This window comes from Leptospira mtsangambouensis (assembly GCF_004770475.1).
GTDB lineage: Bacteria > Spirochaetota > Leptospiria > Leptospirales > Leptospiraceae > Leptospira_A > Leptospira_A mtsangambouensis.
Window position 1 is genome coordinate 572470 of the sequence record NZ_RQHK01000002.1, and the last position, 17389, is coordinate 589858.

General features: G+C 40.0%; 13 protein-coding genes and 1 tRNA gene. 7 read left to right on the forward strand and 7 right to left on the reverse strand.

From position 1 onward, the window contains the following. Position 1: 1 nt before the first annotated feature. Genes EHR01_RS02515 through EHR01_RS02535 form a run of 5 tightly spaced genes read left to right on the forward strand, consistent with a single transcriptional unit; the run spans position 2 to position 6098 of the window. The gene (locus EHR01_RS02515; protein ID WP_135693032.1) at positions 2-3019 is read left to right on the forward strand and encodes an AAA family ATPase; all 3018 of its coding nucleotides are present in this window, start codon (positions 2-4) and stop codon (positions 3017-3019) included. A gap of 5 nt (positions 3020-3024) precedes the next feature. Next, positions 3025-3513, forward strand: a complete 489-nt coding sequence (gene smpB / locus EHR01_RS02520; protein WP_004788614.1) for an SsrA-binding protein SmpB — start codon at positions 3025-3027, stop codon at positions 3511-3513. Further along, positions 3510-4862 (forward strand): ribosome biogenesis GTPase Der, encoded by a 1353-nt coding sequence (der, locus tag EHR01_RS02525; RefSeq protein WP_135693033.1) that lies wholly within the window; start codon positions 3510-3512, stop codon positions 4860-4862. Before smpB ends, der begins: the two co-directional genes overlap by 4 nt. Then, positions 4859-5479 carry a glycerol-3-phosphate 1-O-acyltransferase PlsY gene (gene plsY, locus EHR01_RS02530; protein ID WP_135693034.1) on the forward strand — a complete coding sequence of 207 codons (621 nt, stop codon included), beginning with the start codon at positions 4859-4861 and terminating at the stop codon, positions 5477-5479. The genes der and plsY overlap by 4 nt, the downstream gene beginning before the upstream one ends. Continuing rightward, positions 5469-6098, forward strand: coding sequence for a hypothetical protein (locus EHR01_RS02535; RefSeq protein WP_135693035.1), 630 nt, complete (start codon positions 5469-5471; stop codon positions 6096-6098). The genes plsY and EHR01_RS02535 overlap by 11 nt, the downstream gene beginning before the upstream one ends. Here the strand turns inward: EHR01_RS02535 and EHR01_RS02540 are convergent. Next, positions 6062-7993, reverse strand: coding sequence for a motility associated factor glycosyltransferase family protein (locus tag EHR01_RS02540; protein WP_135693036.1), 1932 nt, complete (start codon positions 7991-7993; stop codon positions 6062-6064). The two genes, EHR01_RS02535 and EHR01_RS02540, sit on opposite strands and share 37 nt — an antisense overlap. A gap of 79 nt (positions 7994-8072) precedes the next feature. Between EHR01_RS02540 and EHR01_RS02545 the strand changes: the two genes are divergently transcribed. Continuing rightward, positions 8073-10856: a chromosome segregation SMC family protein gene (locus EHR01_RS02545; RefSeq protein ID WP_135693037.1), complete on the forward strand. Its 2784-nt coding sequence runs from the start codon at positions 8073-8075 to the stop codon at positions 10854-10856. Positions 10857-10942: 86 nt separating this feature from the next. Here the strand turns inward: EHR01_RS02545 and EHR01_RS02550 are convergent, their stop codons facing one another. The 3 genes from EHR01_RS02550 to glnA form a co-directional block, all read right to left on the reverse strand. Then, positions 10943-11233: a Cys-rich protein gene (locus EHR01_RS02550; RefSeq protein ID WP_135693038.1), complete on the reverse strand. Its 291-nt coding sequence runs from the start codon at positions 11231-11233 to the stop codon at positions 10943-10945. A 19-nt stretch (positions 11234-11252) separates the two neighbouring features. Beyond that, positions 11253-11329, reverse strand: a tRNA-Met gene (locus EHR01_RS02555). A 113-nt stretch (positions 11330-11442) separates the two neighbouring features. After that, positions 11443-12903 carry a type I glutamate--ammonia ligase gene (gene glnA, locus EHR01_RS02560; RefSeq protein WP_100742635.1) on the reverse strand — a complete coding sequence of 487 codons (1461 nt, stop codon included), beginning with the start codon at positions 12901-12903 and terminating at the stop codon, positions 11443-11445. Between the two features lie 361 nt (positions 12904-13264). Between glnA and EHR01_RS02565 the strand changes: the two genes are divergently transcribed. Continuing rightward, on the forward strand, positions 13265-15004 hold the full coding sequence (locus EHR01_RS02565; protein ID WP_135693039.1) for a PP2C family protein-serine/threonine phosphatase: 1740 nt from the start codon (positions 13265-13267) through the stop codon (positions 15002-15004). On the opposite strand, the gene EHR01_RS02570 is transcribed toward EHR01_RS02565, so the two are convergent. The 3 genes from EHR01_RS02570 to EHR01_RS02580 all read right to left on the reverse strand — a co-directional run bounded on the left by EHR01_RS02570 (position 15001) and on the right by EHR01_RS02580 (position 17319). Continuing rightward, positions 15001-15714 carry a hypothetical protein gene (locus EHR01_RS02570; protein ID WP_244309994.1) on the reverse strand — a complete coding sequence of 238 codons (714 nt, stop codon included), beginning with the start codon at positions 15712-15714 and terminating at the stop codon, positions 15001-15003. The two genes, EHR01_RS02565 and EHR01_RS02570, sit on opposite strands and share 4 nt — an antisense overlap. A gap of 61 nt (positions 15715-15775) precedes the next feature. After that, entirely contained in the window at positions 15776-16459 is a 684-nt protein-coding gene (locus tag EHR01_RS02575; RefSeq protein ID WP_135693041.1) for a response regulator transcription factor, read from the reverse strand. Next, positions 16456-17319 (reverse strand): sensor histidine kinase, encoded by an 864-nt coding sequence (locus tag EHR01_RS02580; RefSeq protein ID WP_135693042.1) that lies wholly within the window; start codon positions 17317-17319, stop codon positions 16456-16458. Before EHR01_RS02580 ends, EHR01_RS02575 begins: the two co-directional genes overlap by 4 nt. Positions 17320-17389 lie beyond the last annotated feature (70 nt).

A 17389-nucleotide genomic window follows, 5' to 3' on the forward strand; every position in this document is an offset into this window, starting at 1 on the left:
TATGGAATTTGTTACCATCGCTGATGTGAAAGTGCCGGTCCTCCCGCACTCAGAGAAGTTTCCCGTTTTCCCTTCTAGCCTTGTCGAAACTGACTCGGTCAAACAAACCTTACAAAAAATTCTATACCCGATGCTCGAAGGGATACCCGTCCTTCTTGTAGGTGATGCGGGTGTTGGAAAAAACGCACTTATTTATTATATTAACTCACTACGCAAACAACCCACCCTTCGATTTAGTTTCAATGAAGACACACTTCCCGAAGACTTAATTGGTTCTTACCGTATCCTTCTGGATGGAAAAGGATTCACTTGGTCGAACGGCCCTCTTACCAATGCTTTGTCGGAAGGACTTAGTTTTGTTGCTGATGAGATGAACCTTTGTGCACCAAACATCATCAAACGATTCTCTTCTGTTTATGAATCCAACTACTTGGATCTTTTAGAAGGAAGTGGGGAGAGGGTGAATGGAAAAACAGGATTCTGGTTTATCGGAACCCAAAACCCCAGTGAAGGATTTGAAGGCAGAAAACCCCTTCCATTTGATATCACCAAACACTTTGCAGTGGTGTATGTAGATCCTTATTCTCCAGATGAAATGTTTTTTATCTTAAAAAAACTCTATCCTATGTTCGGGGAAGATGTTTTAAAACAAATCATTCGGATTAGTTTGGAATCAGAAGCTCGGATCAAAGCAGGGGAAATTGGAAAAGGTGATTTAGAAAAATACCATTTCAACTTACGAACTTTACAAAAGTATTGTAACCGTTTGGTTTTATTCGGTGCCAAAGACAAAACGGTAGCGGCAAGAGAAGCTCTTTATTTATTCGAAGAACCGTTCCGCAAAAAAGAAGACAAAGCCAAACAAAGAGAACTCATTGAATCGGAGTTTGGTGGATCAGTGAAACTTGTTCCCACCAAAGGTTATGTACAAAGTTCTACCATCTTTTGGAATGACAAAGAAATCAAAACCTGGGACGAAAAAAAGACCATCTCTCTTCTATCGACTTACCCAACACCGGAACCCATCTTACAATTTCTCGACCAAGTATTCACTGCCATCCAAGCCAAAGAAAACATCTTAATTGAATATAGAGAAGACCAAGACCCTCAAGAATTTTTACCACTCTTTACAGAACTCACAGGAATTGAACTTGAGTCTGTCATGTTATCTAAGGGAATGCATACCTCTGATGTTGTGGGTGCCTTAAAACCAACCGAAGAAGGAAATATTGAAAGTGTCACTTGGGTGGATGGTCCCCTAACACGCTCGATTCGAAAAGGTCATATCATTCTGATCTCTGGACTCGAATCTGCTGGTGCGGAGCTCGTTGAAAAGATGAATATGTTAACTGACGATGCGCGTTCCCTAACTTTGCCACCAGAGTCCGGGGAATACCTTCCCATCCAACTCACAGAAAAATCCATCGTGTTTGGTATGAAGTCATTTCGTGCTTCTAAATCAGTAACAACAATTTCTCGTGCCTTTCGTAACCGCTTCACTCCCATTCTTTTCCCTGAACTAGAAGATGTAAAGGTTCTCGAAGAGATTTTAGAATTCTATCTACCAGAAGGGGTTCTTCCTCGTTCCTTGGCACGTTTTCATCTCAAAGCCAAGGAATTGGCAGAAAAACGCACTATTGGTTCGGCAAATTTAATGCCTTACCGATTTGGGATCGCAAATCTTTTAAAATGGAAAAACCATATCTATCGCCACAACCAAACAGATGTAAAAGACATTGCCATTCGTGGTGGAAAAATTTATTATACGAACCAAATTGCTGACCCAAAAGAAAGAAAGGAACTCGAACGCCTCCTCGAAGGTTTTCTTTCAGGAGTAGAAGTTGTCTCAACACTCTTCGAGGAAATCGAAGAGAAAAAAAAAACGTTTACCGTTGAGTCAGGCCTAAATCGTAAAAATTGGTGGGATCCGGAACTTCACAAGCGAGATCCCCTAACAGGTGTTGCTAAAAAACTCAACTCTGGAGCGGAAACCAAAAGGGGAATTGAGATCAATACTCCAGAAACCGGTGGCGGCACCAAAGAAGGTCCGGATGCTTGGTATGGACAAGATACCCAAGGAAACCAAGGCCAAGGAGAACCTCAAGGCGGCGGTGGTGCTTGGGGATACCGAACCGACGAACTCTATAAACAATTTTTAAAGAAACGCCGTCTCCTTTGGGATTATTCCATTATGGTAGGTCTTGAAGAATTTAAATCCGTCTTTGGGAAAGAACTCGAAGAGGTCGAACTCAATTTAGAACAACTCTTTGATCCAGAAATTGACATCCACCGGATGTACAAAAACGAAGGTTCAAGGGTGGATGCAAGGAAATACATTTCGTACAAAAGTGGAAGGGGAGATACAAAAATCTTCGATAAAACCACAATTGAAAAGAATGATGAAAAACTCAAAGGTGTAGAAGTTACCTTCCTTGTTTCCAAATGCCGCAGGATCTTTAACTTTGAATATTCGATTGCGATGCTTTCGGCTCTTCTTGTGAGTTTACATATCCTAAACGAACATGATATCAAAACGAGTGTTCATACTTTTTGTGATATCAAAAACTCCAAAGACACTGTGGATATTTTTAACTTAAAGTCGGCAGAAGAAGACTACACTGCGGACAAAGAAGAAGAGGTTTTCACAGCTCTTTGTAAAAATTGGCACGGGGACAGCATTCCTGAATACCAAGTTCTCTCCAATTCAGAGCGGTTTTTTTCGCCTGATGCCCAAACCAAGATCATTGTGATCCTTTCTGACTTCCGAGGCCAAAGGGCCAAAACTTATATCGAAGACGAACTGGCGTCTTTTGATACGAGAAAGTTGAAAGAAGCTGTACTGAAAAACCAGGAGAAAAATTATGTATTTTTAGGGGTGGGACTTGGGTCTCGCTACATTGCGGAACATGTGTTCCACGACTCCCTGCAGATTACGGCAGACAACTTTTATTCGATGCCGAATTTGATTGGGGCAGAAATTGCACGACTCGTGCAAATTCACCATTCGCTTAGGCAATAATTACTATGGGCAAAACCAAAAAAGACGACAAACCTCGCGGAACTGATCCTTTAATTAATAAAAAGGCAAAGTTCAATTTCGAACTATTAGATTCGTTCGAGGCTGGTGTTGTACTCACTGGGTCTGAGGTAAAATCCCTTCGAGAAAAAAAGGGAAACCTTACCGATTGTTTTGCCAAAGTGAGAAACGGGGAAGTGTTTTTAGAAAACTTTCAAATCCCACCTTATAAAAACGGGGGTTATGCGAACCATCCTGAAATTAGGCCTCGCAAACTCCTCTTAAAAGCAAAAGAAATTGAAAAAATTGATAGGTCCATCAAAGAGAAGGGACTTGTTCTTGTAGCCACTCGTTGTTTCTTTAAGAACAACCGTTTGGTGAAGATCGATATTGCTCTTGCCAAACCAAAAAAACTTTACGACAAACGAGACGACATTCAAAAGAAGGAAGCCAAAATCGATATGGAAAGAGCCATGAAGGAACACCTACGCAAATGAAAGGACTTCCAGTGGTCACCATTGTTGGTAGACAAAATGTGGGTAAGTCCACACTATTCAACGCCATCCTCCGCGCACAAAGTGCCATTACAGAAAATACTGCCGGTGTCACTCGGGACGTATTACAAAAGACTGTCGAAAGATCAGAGTTTAAAATTCCGTTCACATTGTCCGATACACCCGGTCTTGACATTGAAAATATCGATGAAATCTCTAAGGAAATCATTGAGATTGCTTTTGAACATTTGCGAAATTCGGATCTTATCCTCCATGTGATCGATCATAAAGACCTACGTAAATATGATCACAGACTCATCGAATTATTTAAAAAAGACGAAATTCTAAAAGATAAGATGGTTTTAACTCTTATCAATAAAGTGGATACAGAACAAGACGAATATGATCTGGAACCATTTTACAAACTAGGGTTAAACGAACTTCTCCCCATTTCGGCATTGGGCAGAAGGAATTTTGATCTCCTGTATCAAAAGATTAATTTTTTTCTTCCAGACAAAATCAAAATGCCGGAAGACCCGTATTGTAAAATTGCCATCATTGGAAAACCTAACTCGGGTAAGTCGTCACTCCTTAATACCTTTCTTGGTTACAAACGGGCAGTGGTAAGTGATGTGCCAGGAACCACTAGAGATTCTGTTTCCGATCAGTTTTATTTTCAAAACCATAAACTGGAAATCATCGACACTGCCGGGATTCGCAGAAAATCCAAAACAGGGGAAAGTTTAGAATTTTATTCTTATAAACGCACCCTTCATAGTTTGGGAGAAGCCGATGTGGTGGTCCTTCTTGTGGATGCCATGAAGGGGCTTGGTGAATTTGATAAAAAGATCTTTGGTGAAATCCAAGAACTCGGAAAACCGATGATTGTGGCTGTGAACAAATGGGATCTTGTTCCAGAAAAAGAATCCAATTCTTGGAAACACTACAAAGACCGGATGGAGGCTAAACTTTCTATTTTGAAGGAACGTCCGCTCATTTCCCTCTCCGCCAAGGAAAAACTCCGCACCCATAAACTCCTGGAATCGGTCATTGCTCTCTACGAAAAGTCCCAGAAAAAGCTGACCACCCGTGCCCTAAATGACTGGTTAAGCAAGTGGGGGGGCAAGAATAAGGTGCAGAAGGCATCCAATCGTCCTCCGAAGGTGTATTACGCCACCCAGGTCTCCCAGATTCCTTTTAAAATACTTTTCTTTGTTAACGATACGAAACTCTTTCCGTCAAATATTCTAAGCTTTTACCGAAAGAGTATAGTAGCGGAGTTCGGACTGGATGGCCTAGCTGTTGAGATCGAACTTCGGAATCGAAACGAGGGTAAGGAGAGCAAGGAATGATACTTGCCGCAGTCCTATTGAGCTACCTTTTGGGTGGCATTCCGGTCGGGTTTCTTCTGGCCAAACAAGTGCGGAGGATTGACATCCGCGAACACGGCAGCCGTAATATCGGTGCGACCAATGTTGGTCGAGTCATTGGCTGGAAGTATGGAATCATCGCCCTCTTTTTGGATGCCCTGAAAGGTGCCATTCCTGTCGTTGCCGCATCCTACATTGAATCTCCTTATTCACTCACTACCACTGAAATCCTTCTCGGATCCGTTGCCATCCTTGGTCATACATTCACACCTTTTCTCCATTTCAAAGGAGGAAAAGGGGTCGCCACAGCTCTTGGGGTGTATATGACCCTTGTTCCGATTGTCACTGTTTGTGCAGTTGTGATCTTTTTTATTGTCTATAAAATTTCTGGATTTGTTTCTCTAGGGTCCATCTTGGCAACTTTATCCATGCCCATTTGGTATTTTGGAACAACAAAACTCATTCCGGATTCCGAATACCAACCAGTCATCTTTTTTGTGTTAGTTGCTACTTTTTTCCTCATTTCCTATTCACATAGAGAAAACATCAAACGTTTGGTGTTAGGCAAAGAACTTCGAGCAACACAAAATGCAAACTGAACGCGAATCGATCCTCACAAATAAAGAAAAACTTTTTCTTCTGACTAAATTTGTAGAAGACCATCCGGAAGCAGATATCCAGGACTTCTACAAATGGTTGTATTATGGAGAGTTTGGAATGGAAGAGTCTTCCTTGATTATGACAGGTAGACAATCCATTCCTGAGTTACACATCGTTCTCAGTGAAATTAAAAAAGAAGAAACGGAAACTAGGGAATCGGAACTCATTTGGGAACCGATGGGCCTTGCGGCAAGGTTTGTCAAAGTTTATGTAACCAAATACTATCATATGGATTGTCCAGTGAAACGTTTGGTGAATTTACTCGAAAGGTCCCCTGCATTTCGGGGGGCAAGGATGAGTTTTAAATTGGACTGGAACTTACTTAAAGAAACCGTTTTAGAATTACGACCAGAACTGAGCCGTCGTGATTTTATCAACTTTGAAGAAAGAATCAATTTCCACCAATTGCCAGCACTTCCGTATACAGAAGGTTATGCGGAAAAAAATCCATTTGCCTACCGTGTAGTCTCACAAAAATTATTTTTTGATTATTTTCCTGAGTTTGAAGACAATTCTGTTTTTCATCCTTTTTCAGGAAATGAATCCATCATTGGATAAAGACTTCGTTTTAAATATCTGATTTCTTTTTTGATGGATTGGATCATGAGTTGGTTTTTGCGCCCGAGTTCCAAATCCTTATGACGTAAAATATAGATTTCTGTTTTACGCACCATCCTTCGCAAATACGACTCTTCCCGCATCCAAATCCAAAGATCTGATTCTTGGAAAGCTTGGTCTGGCGTTGTTTCTTCAAACTTTTTCAAACCATCTTCCATAAATTCTAAATCTTTTTGGATCCTTCGGTATAGGTTTTCTGAACCTTGGGGGTGTAAGACGGACGGAGCTTCTATTTGTCTTTTTGTATTTTCCTTTTTTGCCTTGGGGGACGGGAATTGGTTTGCGAATGTTTTTTCGATTCCACTTTCCTCCATAGAATCTAATTTCCAAATGGAAAGTTCTCTCCAAGGGTAGTTATGGTTTGGAGTCCCAGTTAATTTCTCCTTGGCTTTTTCCGGAGTAAGGGTCTGGATTCCGGATATTTCTGCCCCATCTTCATTTACGTTGAAAAGTTGCATTTCACTTACTGAACTTGCTGACTCTACAAACCAGTGTCTGTACAAATCCAAAACATAATCGGTAAGAACAGATCCTTTTCCCCCAGCTCTTGGTACAAAACGAGTTTCCCTTTTCCGAATGATGACTTCATTGATTCGTTCTAAACTATTCTTTCGACCAAGTAGGGTGAGCCATTTTTCATTATGATGGGTTCCCGTGGAATGGATTTCTCTTCCAGAGTATGCCAAGTCTTGGCCAAGAAAATACACAGAGGTAAATCCCATAAAGCGCAACATATCAAAAGCGGTGGTTGCCACAGATCCCCCGGATTGGATATCACCCACTTCACGGAATACCTGTTCGGCGAGCTCTCCTCCCGCAGTGACTTCCCGAACCAGTGACCCTTCTGCATCCACTTGGTATTTGGCAGTCACAGAATGTACAACAGAATGAAACATAGGTTCCCTGAGAAGTGTAGGAGAACTGACAAGATCCGCAAAAAGAGGGATTCTTGTCAGCGACTCTCCCATAAAATGAAAAAATGAATTGGTTTGTGCATCCAGTGTGACAACCCCATCTGCTTCGATCCCCGCTTTGATGAGAACTTTTAGGGAAGTATCGCAGGATAAAACAAAAACTTTGTCTCTTACCGATTGTAACCAAGGGAGGTTTTTTCGTAGACTAGGACCAGCTGACACGAGTACGGCGGTAAGTCCTTTGAATTTTTCCTTTAATGATGAGATAGGATGACGAAGAGGTGATTCTTTTCCTACATGAACCAAATTCCAAATAGAGTTTTTAATCCATAACCTTTCAAATTCGAACTTGGTGAGTAGGTCACTCATCTTTGCAGAAAACACTGTTTGGGTTTTTTCTTCTAATTCACGAAAGACTGGGTTTCTATTGGTGTCTGTTGGGTTACGAATGACTTTTAATCCACTCACTCGTTCAATGGGAAGGGACTCCAAATAGTTAAAAAACAAGGGAAAAAAAGCTTCTCCTGAAAACAGATGCCTACCTGGGACTTGTAAAACAGGGATTAAAATTTTTTCCCAAATAACAGGGATTAGTGTTTCATCATCTCCGATGAGAATGAGGATTTGGCCTGGGGTCAATGTTTCACTGATCTTTTGGATGAGGTGAGGGTTTCCGAGTCCAAACAAAATCACAATATCGGTTGGCCGTAAGGAATATGAATCCAAAAGTCGAATGGCTTGTGTTAGGGGGGAGAAGGAAGAAGAGAGTGGTTCCCCATTTAATGAGACATAATATTCCCCTGGTTTCTTCGCCGATCCTAATTCCCATAGGTTCTCGGATGAGAAGTTTCTGAAATAATTTTGCAAGTACGGCTTTCTTTCAAAAATTTCACTGGAAATCGGATCGATAATTTGGGACATAATACTATCTAAGGTTTTTTCTTATGTCTCCCAAGCGGTGTCAACTGGGAAACTTAAGGAATCGAACGGCGAAACATATATGCACTTAAAGAGCCTAAGTATTGTTGGATTTAAAACATTTGCAGATGAGACGGAGATTACTTTTGATCCCGGCTTTACTGCTGTCGTCGGGCCGAATGGTTCGGGGAAATCAAATATCGTCGATTCAGTCAAATGGGTTTTTGGTGAAAAAAGTGCCAAGGGACTCCGCGGTGAAAAGATGGACGATGTCATCTTCCACGGAACAGAGAGTAGGCGAGCTGCTGGATTTTCCGAAGTTTCCATTCTCTTTGATAACGATGACCATTTTTTCAACATTGATTTTCCATCAGTAAAAATCACTCGTCGTTTGTACCCTGATGGGGAAAACGAATATTACCTAAATGATATCAGAACCACAAGAAAGGATATCGAAAAAACCCTTCTCGATACAGGAATTGGTAAATCTAGTTATAGTATTTTAGAACAAGGTCGAGTGGACCAAATCCTCAATTCCAAACCAGAAGAAAGAAGAGCCATCTTTGAAGAAGCAGCAGGTGTTTCTCGGTTCAAACTGGATCGGAAAGAAGCCACAAAGAAGTTGGATGATACCAACCAAAACCTTCTGCGCATCCAAGACATTATGAACTCTATGGTCAAAGACTTAGAAGTCAAAGAAAAACAATCGGAAAAAGCCGAACAGTATTTCAAACTTAAATCCGATTTGGATGAGTCAGACAAAAACCTAAGGTTTCTAAAACTCAGAGATTTCAAACGTCGAATGAAAAAATCGGATGAAGAACTACTTGAGATCCGAGAAAAAAACAAATCGATTCTATCTCTCATCCAAAACGAAACCAATTTGATTTCTGAAAAAGAAACCACCAAAGAGGCTAAAGAAAAGGAAATTGCAGAGATCGATAAAAAGTTATTTGATCATCTTTCTAAAAGCCAAATCCAAAAAGAAAAAATCGCCAAAAACAAAACCTTTATCTTGGAATATGAACTTCGGATTGGAGAAATCCTTTCGGCTTTGGAAACAGAAAACCAAGCCACAATCAAACTCGAGGTAGAAAAACGCGCAATCGAACTTGAGAACGAACGCCAAAGGGAAATCCAATCCACTTTACAAGATGAGATCCAAGGATTGGAATCGAAACGAGTTTCCTTAGAACTATCCATCAAAGAAGAAGAAAAGTCCATTGAAGAAAAAGAAGGTAGGATTCAGGAAAATGAAAAACGCCATATCACTCTTCGAGACAAACAAAAAACTGTTATTTTCGAACTCATCCAAGAGTTAGAGAATAAAAAAAGAGAATCAAGAGAAGGGGAAGAAATCCGTAGTGCAGACAAAGCCGATCTTCTTTCTGATTTAGAATTGTACCGAAACAAATTAGAATCTGCTTTAAATCAGTTGGGATCATCGAATTTGAAGGATGGGATTTCTGACTTACGTGAAATCAAACTCGATCTTTATTCCGAAAAACTAACTTCCTTTTTAAAAAGAGAGGATGATTTTAGAAACTTACTTTTTGATAAAGACGGAATCCTTTCCAAAAAAGAATCCATCGACCAAGAAATTGAAGATTTAATTTTAGAAAACGAAAACCTAACACGAGGAATTCGGGATCACCAAAGTAATATTATTTTGCACAGAAGCCATTGGGAAGAAACAAGAACCCAAATTGTGGAACTTGAGAAAAAACTTCTCGAATCTAATTCTCGTTTAGAAAACCAACAAAAAGAAATTGCAGTCCTTGATGAAAGGATTGGTGAAATTGAAAAACGAATTTTAGGGGCTAAGGAGCAAGAGTCTGTCATTCGTGAAAAGAAAGATAGTTTGGAGAAAGAAGTCGAAGTTCTGGAAAAAGAAATCGAAGAGTCTTACCAAGAGTTCCTCTCGATGAGTCGAATTTTGGAATCCGAAAAAGAAACCTTACAGTCGCTCGTTGAGGAAATTTCTGGAATCAAATCCAATATCACAAAAAACCAAGAAGTATTCCAAAACCTTCTTCCTTTACTTTCAGAAAAAGAAAGAACCAGTTCTGCACTGAAAGTACAAATTGATTCCCTTGTGGAAGAATTGTACAATGATTATTCCCTTACCGATTCTGAATTAGAAACAGAACGAGGGAGTCTGGAACTGGACCAAAAAGCGGAAGAAAGAAGATTGCGATCTGCAAAGTCGGAGATCCAACTTCTTGGTTCCATCAATCCACTTGCGATTGAAGAGTATCGTAACATCAAAGAAATTTACGAACACAATCTCAAACAAAAGGTCGATATTGAAAGTTCGAAAAAAGACATCGAAGAAGTTTTAAAACGAATCAATGAAGAGTCGGAAAAACTTTTCCAAGAAACGTTTGAAAAAATCAAACAAAACTTCCAAGAAACCTTTTCTACACTTTTCAATGGGGGAAGGGCGACTCTCGAACTTACAGAAAAAGAGGATTCTCTCAATTCTGGGGTTGAGATTATGGCAGAACCTCCAGGAAAACATGTTCAAAACTTGCGATTGTTATCTGGTGGTGAAAAATCTCTCACAGCGATTGCACTTCTATTCGCCATCTACATGGTCAAACCAAGTCCATTCTGTTTCCTAGATGAGATTGATGCGGCTCTGGATGAGGCCAATAAACTAAGGTTCTGTCAAATTCTTGACAGGTTCAAAGACAAAACGCAGTTTATTGTGGTTTCCCATGCCCAGTCCACAATCTCACGTGCCAATGCTATCTTTGGGGTCACAAACGAAGAACCAGGAATCTCGAAGATCCTTTCCCTTCGTTTAGATGAAGCAAAATCTCTCTCCAAACAAATCACTCATAAAACGGGAACTGACAACTAAGTCGGTTCCTTTGAGATTTGTACGAAAAAAAGGTAAGGAATGTGAAAACATCCTTACCTTTTTTATTTTAACCTAAATTGCTTTTGTTATTTATTGGCTTGCATTTCTTTCATAATGCAAGTTGAGAAAGCTTTGCAAGTATCACCACCAGTGAGGCAGCCTGCAATTTTATTGTAGTATTTGGGACGGTTGCAGTTGAACTCACAACCACGTTTGAGTGTTGATTTTTGTTCTTCAGTGGCATTGGGATTCACTTGAATCGAACAATTGTAAAATTTATCACATGCTTCTTTACACTTAGGAAAGTCAGCTGCTTGGAGGGTTCCGGTAAATAATACCAGAGCCAGAATTGAAAACAAACGATTTGTTTTTTTCATACCTTTTCCTCTCGATCTTTGGTAGCGAAGACGGGAGTCGAACCCGTGACCTCAGGGTTATGAATCCTGTGCTCTAACCATCTGAGCTACCTCGCCCTATCACCTTAGATCGTTTGGTTGAACTAAATCTTTAGTTCTTTTGTCATTTTTTGGAGAGAATCAGATTGGTAAACAAAAAAAAGCCCCGACGGTTGCCGGGGCTTTTTCTCTTAACAAGAGTAAGTAGTGAGGAATTCGTATGGGTGAGGGCGACCTTCCCATGGCCAAATTTCTGTTTCAAACTTGTAGTGTTGGTATGTTTGTAGAAAGTTTTCTGTAAACACATCACCTTGTTTGAAAATTTCTCTTTGAGCAAGCATCTCTTCCATAGCTTCACGAAGGGTGTGAGGCATTTGGCGGATTCCTTTTTCACGGATTTCATCCAATGAAAGTTCAAAAAGATCTTCTTCACGAGCAGGACCTGGATCGATTTTTTCAGCAACACCAGCCATACCAGCCATTAGAAGTGAAGCGAACGCCAAATATGGGTTAGCTGTTGAATCAGGGAATCGGAATTCCACACGTTTTGCTTTTTCGCCGCTAACAAAAGGAATACGGCAAGAAGCAGAACGGTTCTGAGCAGAGTAAGCTAAGATAGATGGAGCTTCGAATCCTGGAATGAGTCGTTTGTAAGAGTTAGTAGATGCGTTAGTGAACGCAGCACAAGCTCTTGCATATTTTAAAACTCCACCAACATAGTTGAATGCGAAGTCAGAAAGGCCTTGGTATTTGTCTCCAGCAAAAAGGTTTTTTCCACCTTTCCAAAGAGAGATATGAACGTGCATACCGTTACCGTTATCACCAAAAAGTGGTTTTGGCATAAAAGTAGCAGTTTTTCCGTGTTTATGAGCCACCATCTTCACGATGTATTTTAGCTTTTGAACGTTGTCAGCAGCTTCAATCAAAGTTCCAAACTTAACACCAATTTCTCCTTGTGCTTGCGCAACTTCGTGGTGAACCACAAAAGTTTCCATTCCGATTGCTTCTAGTGTTTTTACAAATTCAGCACGGAGGTCTACTTGGGAGTCAATAGGAGCCACTGGGAAGTATCCACCTTTTGTTCCAGGACGGTGTCCGGAGTTGAAGTTGATTTTTCCTGTGTTGTTTGTTCCTGGAATTTCAGAGTGAGTGTTCCAGATCCCTTCGTTAGAATCTAATTCATAGTATTGGCAGTTGATTTCATCACGAACTCGTAAACTGTCAAAAACGAAGAATTCATTTTCTGGACCGAAATAAGCTGTATCTGCAATTCCGGATTTGTTCATGAACTCTAATGCTTTTTTCGCAATGGAACGTGGACATTTTTCATAGTATTGTTTTTTGTAAATATCCCATACATCGCAAAACATAACGAGTGTTTTGTCAGCAGTGAACGGATCCAAAAAAGCCGTAGAAATTTCTGGGTGTAGTTGCATGTCAGAAGCATTGATTGGCTGCCAACGAGCAATGGAAGATCCATCAAAAGGAATTCCTTTGAATGTTTCTTCATCAACTGAATTCACATAATACGAAACGTGGTGCCACATTCCTTTGATATCCGTGAAGCGGAAGTCGTAGAAAATGACTCCATTTTTTTTGGCATACTCAACCACTTCCTTTCCGGAAGTAAATTTTGGGGTTGCGAACTGCATTTGATTCTCCTTCTTTCAGAGGTCGGTCTGATTGTTGTAATCTGATGTCCATAAAGATGCAAGATTTATACCAAGGCATTTCGACCTAAATATAAGGGTTTCGTGGAGTTTCTAAGCAATGTGAGTTAAAAATCACGCCTAGTAACTAAACGAATTGCATATAGTGGAAACCTTTTGCTTAAATATATAGCAAATTTGCCTAATTTAAGCTTCCGCCATTTCGAAATACTATCTCCAAACGGGGGATTTTGGTCAACGGAATCGGGTAATTTTCGAAGAGAATTCAGAAAATTTTCAGATTCCGAACAAGTTATGTTTTTTTTGTGGCAGTGACCGAAGATTCATAAAGGTTAGAATCTAGATGAGTTCTCGAAAACCCGATTATGGTCGTTACCAACATTTAGAGAGCTTCATCCACCTTTCGAAAGATGCTATCTGGTGTTATGAATTGGACATTCCTATGCCCATTTCTCTTTCCTTGGAAGAACAGATGGAATACGTTTGGAACCACAGTGTGATCCGTGAAAGTAATTTGGCCATGGCCAAGTTTTATGGATACCATTCTGTCCATGAGGTTGTGGGAAAGTATCTAAAGGATCTCGTCACTCTGAAGAGTGTTTTTTTACTTCGCAAATTCATTGAAAGCACATACCAATTAGAAAATTACGAATACATTGTTGAATTGTCGGATGGCAACCAAAGGGTATTTTTGATGAACTCCCATGGACAGGTGGAGGATGGACACCTGCTTCGGATCTGGGGCCAACAAATCGAAATTTCTTCCATTCGTGAGTCCGAAGTCAAACTTTCCGGACTGTTACGATTTTCTCAAATTGTCACAGAGGTATCCAAAACCTTTGTTCATACCAAAGCAGAATTTGTCTCCGATGCCATTCAGTTTGCCTTGGAAGAATTGGGTAAATACTCTCGTGCGGACCGAGTGTTTGCGGCTGAAATTTCATCGGATAAACAATTTTTATCAGTCACACATGAATGGGTACTCGAAGGTATCCCCTCTTTGTTTTCCGTAGGTACAAAACTTCCCATTGCCAAAATGAATCCGGAACGATTGGGGATTCTCGCTTCCGATGGGGTGATTCATATTGCAGATACTCAGTTGATGGTGGATGAACCTTGGCATTTGGATCTTTTTAAACGAGCAGAAGTGCGTTCTATCCTTGTTGTCGGTTTACGAGATGAGGGGAGTGTGATTGGGATTTTAGGAATTACCACTTACGAACAAGTTGGAAATTGGTCAGAAGAAACAAAACAATTGTTGGGTTTGATCGCTGGTTTTATTTCGCAAGGGTTAGTTCGTGCTAAAAATGAAATCAAACTGATGAAAAAAGAAAAAATCTTACAAAGGTTTTATTCTGATGTCAAAGAGGATTTGGCACTGGCTAAGTTAACCCAAGAGGCATGGGTTGCCAAAGATTTTGGTGAAATTCAAAATATAAAAATTCAATCCCGGTTTTTGCCATACGATGAAATTGGCGGTGACCTGATTTTATACGAAAGACTTAGCGAAGATTGTATCGATATTTTCTTCGGTGATATTTCTGGTCATGGGATTTCTTCGGCTCTTGTTTCTGGGATTGCTGCTGTATCGTTTAAAAAACATTCCAAATTAGAATCCAGTCCTTCTGCCATTTTATCGGCTATGCATTTGGAGCTAAAAACCATTGTATTCAAACACCATATCTCTGCTTGTGTCCTTCGTCTTTTTCCTAAGGAAAGAAGGGTAGAGTTTAGTTTTGCAGGTCATCCGCCGGTTGTGTTTTGGAAAGAAAATGAACGTGTGATGAAACTTGTAAAAGATGAAATGTATCCCATCCTATTACTAGACCATTGGAAAGGAAAAACTATTTCTAAAACATTTGAGCCTGGGGATCGTTTGCTTTTGTATTCTGATGGAATTTATGAATTAGAAGAAGAGGCGGGTGGATATATTGGTCTTGATGTTTTTTTACAAGAACTCTCTGAGATGATTTCTGTTTCTGATACAACTGATACCTTACTCAAAAAAATGATCGCCAATTGTCTCATAGACAAAGAAAGAATCATTCATGATGACATCGCTGTTTTGTTTATGGAATTTTAATTTTCTCTATCGGCGAGATCAAGTGCTTTGGCATCTGCTTCTGGATACTTAGCCAGATATTCCGAAACAATTTTCTTTTTCCCATCGAGTCTATCTAAATGGTTTTCAATGATATGTCCAAAGTCCAATTTCCCAGTCACAATTTCATATCGTTCGGTTTCGATGGTTCCTAAATCCAAATCAACAGGCACTTCATTGGCTTTGTCTGCATATTCTTTGGCTTTTTCCCAGTAAGGAATGGCTTCTTTGTAGAAACTTTCTGCAACTCCAAAACTTTCTTTGAGTTCATGTGCAAAATCTAAATTATAAAAATAAACGTGTCTCTTGTCAAATTTGGAAGCAAGTCTCATGTAGGAACGCATGATTTGAATGTTGATGTGCATAAACATCAAGTTTCTATATTTATAATATTCTTTTTCTGTTTTGGTTTCACACAAAGAATGTTTTGGGTGGCGGAATCGTTTCCCTAAAGCAATTTTTAACCAATAGATATTTTTTCTGATTTCATTATCGTTATAATGTTGTTTGAGATTGTACAACTCATAAAAATCTTCCAAATACTTTGGTTCCCATTTATGGAGTTTGTAAGGAACCCAATCTGAAAATTTTGTATAAGGTCCATTTTTTTCGTATTCGTAGTTGTAATCGATATCGGTTTCCCAGGCACCAAGGGAATGGGAAAACAAGGATAGAATGAGTGCGATCGAAATGACAAATCCTTGTTTCACCCTAAAAGTATCGGTAAAACGGGCAGATTCCCTAATGGGATTCTTATTTTAGAGGGGAGACTTCTGCCACCCATTGGTAGCCGACACCCCGTACATTGCGGATGGATTCTTCCCCCAGAGCATCCCGAAGCCTCACGATGGCATTGTCGATGGTCCTTTCAGTGGGAAAACTTTCCTCACCTACGATATTGTCTAAAATTTCGGAACGACTAAAGACCTTTCGCACATCGGAGAGGAGGAGGGCCAAAAGAGCACAGTCCCTTTTGGAAAGTAAAACGGAAGACCCATCTTCCCTTTTCACAAGAAAGGAATCCAAGTGGATTTCCGTTTGGTCCATTTTCCATTTTTGTCCAAAATGAGGGCGAGTCTGGGCCACCACTCTTTCCAATCGGATGAGGAATTCTTTTAAATGGAAAGGTTTTGGGATGAACTCGGCTGCACCCAATTCGAACCCACGAAGTCTTTCTTGGGCACCGGCTTGTGCAGTTAAAAATAAGAAGGGGAGGTCTTTTTCTTTGGATAAAAAAACTTCTGCCAATTGGAATCCATTTCCATCTGGAAGTCGTAAATCAAGAACCACCAAATCAAATTGGTTTGGAGAAAATAACGTTTCCGCTTCGGAAACAGTTTTTGCCCACTGCACCCGGTACCTGTCTTGTTCCAATCTTTCTTTTAAGGTTTCACCGAGACCCTCGTCATCTTCCACAAGCAAAATTCTTGGTTTCATGAAACCTCTTTTAAGTTCAGTTTTACTTGGAATCCGGACGAACTGTTCGGAAACTCAAGAGAACCTTTCATTTTTTCGATTAGTTTTTTTACTATATACAAACCAATCCCACTCCCACTGGTTTTGGAATGACGTAGAAATGGTAATGTCAGATTTTTTTTATTCCCACTAAAACCAGCACCATCATCTTCTAAAAGAAAAGAAATATCTTTATGATCTTTAAAGACGGTGAGTATGATCGTTTTTGCTTTTCCATGGCGTTTTGCATTTTCACTAAGGTTTTTTAACATTGCAAAAAAAGCTTTTTTATCAATATACACTTTTGTTTTTTGGGGAATCAAAACATTCCAAGTTAAATCTGGTTCATGATGGGAATAGGATTCACATAAATCCGAAATGGTGAGGGGTTCCATATACAAGGATTCTCCCTGCATTAGGCTTGCGAGATAAAATGCATTTCCCATTTGGGATTCAATCCGTTGGTTTTCTTTCCAAATTTTTTCTAATTTTTTCTTTAGTTCTGGTTCTTTTGTATTTTCTAAAAGAACTTCGATTTGCAACTGTAAGCTGGCAATGGGAGTTTTCATTTCGTGTGTGACGGTAGAAAAAAAATCAGAAATGAGTTTAGAACGTTTATGATCTCTATAGGAAAGAATCGCCAGAGTCACTCCACCAAGAGTGAGCATAGAAAGAAAAAAGGATCCTTCTAATTGCAACATCCGATTGACTCGGTTTAGCTCAACTTGCCTTGCGTCGCTGATAGAAATTTCCGAAATGGTCTTTGCTTGGCGAAATCCCAAAATCCACCACCACACTCCCAAAGAAAGTGTGAGAGATAGCCAGGCCAGGGAAAAAAACATTCGAAATTGTGCTGATCCTCTCAAATTTGCCTCTCGATTCAAGTTAGGGCCAAGGGGATGGGCGACGAGC